The sequence below is a fragment of the Actinosynnema sp. NPDC023658 genome (assembly GCF_040639995.1).
Classification (GTDB): domain Bacteria; phylum Actinomycetota; class Actinomycetes; order Mycobacteriales; family Pseudonocardiaceae; genus Actinosynnema.
The window spans coordinates 1-2,409 of the sequence record NZ_JBFAAX010000271.1; the positions used below are offsets into that span (position 1 = coordinate 1).

Sequence of the window (2,409 nt, forward strand, 5' to 3'; positions counted from 1 at the left end):
TCAGCACCTGGTCGTAGTCCGACTCGGCCAGCCGCGCGCGCAGCTCCGCGATCGCGCCCGCGTCGCCGTGCCTGGTCTCGGGCTGCGGACGGCCCGACGCGTCGAGCGGCATCGGTGACACCACGTCGATGTGGCCGGGTTCGGTGACGTCGCCCGCGGGCGGCGCGAACCGCTCGATGGCGGGCGCCGGGTCCTCCTCGTGCGACGGGTCGCCCCGGTACGCGGCCAGCAGCCCGCGGCCCAACGCGTCCGGCAGACCGAGGCGGGCCACCAGGAACGGCTCCAGGTACTCGCGCACCCGCGGCACCTCCGAGCCCCAGTCGATGACCAGGACCCGCTGACCGGCCGCGGCCAACGCCCACGCCAGGTTCGCCACCGCGCTCGTGCGCCCGGTTCCCCCGGTCGCGGACAGGAAGGCGGTGACCCCGGTGTGGGCCGGGGTGGTGCGCGGGGTGCTCATCTGCTGCTCCAGAGCGGCCGGGGGACTTGGGAATACCGGGAACGCGGGCCGCGCGCCCGCGACTCAGCCGCGTTTCACCCGAATGGCCGCGCCTTTCGCGACCGGTCCCGCCATGGCCGACCCGCTCACGGCCAACGCGGTCACGACTAACGCGGTCACGGCTGACCCGATCACGGCCGACCCGGTCACAGCGAGCTCTCGAACGCGGCGAACCGGTTGGGCAGTTCGGCGTTCTCCGCGAGGATCCGGTGCAGCGCGGCGCGCAGCGCGGTGTCCGGCAGTTCCGCCAACCGGGCCAGGTCCACGCCCGTGACGTCCAGGAGTTCGGACTCCAGCACCGGTTCGGACTCGAGTACGGGTTCGGAAGCCACGTCCCACCCACCTCCTCACCGCAATGCTGCGGGTTTCCCGGCAGCCGCCTGGATTGCCGTCAACACCGACGGCGCACTTCCCATCGTAGTGAAGGACAACGGTCACCGTCGGGAATCCTCCGATTGGCGGAGGTAGCGGACGGCGGGCTGTGTTTGATTGCAGGTGGGGACTCGTTTGCCGGGTGGTGCGACCGGATTGTCCGGGGGGTTGGTGAAAGCGTTGCCGTTCCGCCAGTTCGTGCTGAAGGTGCACAGCAGGTGCAACCTGGCGTGCGACTACTGCTACGTCTACGAACTGGCCGACCAGCGGTGGCGTTCCCGGCCGAGGGTGATGTCGTCGGAGATCGTCGCGCACACCGCCGAACGGGTGGCCGAACACGTGCGCGGGCACGGTTTGTCCGACGTGGAAGTGGTGTTGCACGGCGGGGAACCGCTGCTCGCCGGCCGTGCCGCGATCGAGTCGCTGGTGGCGCGGTTCCGGTCGGTCGTGCCGGTGCCGGTGCGGTTCGCCGTGCAGACGAACGCGACTTTGCTGGACCGCGAATTCCTGGAGCTGTTCTCCGCGCTCGGTGTTCGGGTCGGGGTGAGCCTGGACGGCACTCCGGAAGCGCACGACCGGCACCGCGTGCGGCCGGACGGGACCGGTAGTTGGGCGGCGGTCCGGGCGGCGTTGGGCTCGTTGCGCTCGTTCCCGGAGGTGTACGGCGGTCTGCTGTGCGTGGTGGACGTGCGGCACGACCCGGTGCGCGTCTACGAGTCGTTGCTGGAATTCTCACCGCCCGCGGTGGATTTCCTGCTGCCGCACGGCAACTGGTCGACGCGACCGCCCGGACGGGTCGTCGACGCGCTCTCCACGCCGTACGCGGACTGGCTGATCGCGGTGTTCGACGTCTGGTACGGCAGGCCGCTCACCAGGGTGCGGCTGTTCGAGGAGCTGCTGTCGGTGCTGCTGGGCGGGCGTTCCGGGGTGGAGGGCATCGGGTTGAGCCCGACGGCGCAGGTCGTGGTGGAGACCGACGGCTCGATCGAGGCGTCGGACATCCTGGCGTCGTCCTCCCCCGCGGCGTCGGCGACCGGGCTGCACGTGGCGCGTGACGCGTTCGACGCGGCGTTGGACCTGCCGCACGTGCGGGCCGGGCGTGCCGGGTTGGCCGGGTTGTCCGCCGAGTGCCGCCGGTGCCCGGTGGTGTCGGCGTGCGGCGGCGGGCTGCGGGCGCACCGGTTCCTGGAGGGGGCCGGGTTCGACCGGCCGTCGGTGTACTGCCCGGACCTGGCGCGGCTGATCGGGCACGTGCGGTCGCGGGTGGCGGCGGACCTGGCGGCGTTGGCGTGAGCGTCGCGCCGTTCCGGGTGCCGGCTTCGGACTTCGCCGCTCTCGCGCGCGGCGGGGGCGGTGCGTCGGCGGTGCGGACGTTGCGGCTGGCGCGGCGGAGCCGGACGTTGCTGCTGATCCGGTCGATCGCCGCGCAGCCGTCGGCGCGGCCCGCGTTCTCGCTGTTGCGGGAGGTGGCGCGGGTGGCGCCGGGCGCGGTGGACCGGGTGCTGGACCACCCGTCGGTCGGGGCGTGGGCGACGCGG

Annotated in this window: 3 protein-coding genes and 1 pseudogene; 2 read left to right on the plus strand and 2 right to left on the minus strand. The window is 72.8% G+C overall.

Going from position 1 to position 2,409, the window contains the following annotated elements:
* Positions 1-460, minus strand: a 460-nt coding sequence (locus AB0G02_RS23410) for a cellulose synthase operon protein YhjQ/BcsQ (protein WP_360797600.1), incomplete at its 3' end; no start/stop codon positions are given.
* A 185-nt stretch (positions 461-645) separates the two neighbouring features.
* Positions 646-831 (minus strand): FxSxx-COOH cyclophane-containing RiPP peptide, encoded by a 186-nt coding sequence (fxsA, locus tag AB0G02_RS23415; RefSeq protein ID WP_360797601.1) that lies wholly within the window; start codon positions 829-831, stop codon positions 646-648.
* Positions 832-1,042: 211 nt separating this feature from the next.
* On the opposite strand from fxsA, the gene AB0G02_RS23420 reads away from it, so the two are divergent.
* Together AB0G02_RS23420 and AB0G02_RS23425 are read left to right on the plus strand one after the other, a co-directional pair.
* A complete protein-coding gene (locus AB0G02_RS23420; RefSeq protein WP_360797602.1) occupies positions 1,043-2,164 on the plus strand; it encodes an FxsB family cyclophane-forming radical SAM/SPASM peptide maturase in 1,122 nt (373 codons plus the stop codon).
* Positions 2,161-2,409: pseudogene (locus AB0G02_RS23425) on the plus strand (hypothetical protein); the annotation flags it as partial. The gene AB0G02_RS23420 and the pseudogene AB0G02_RS23425, both read left to right, overlap by 4 nt.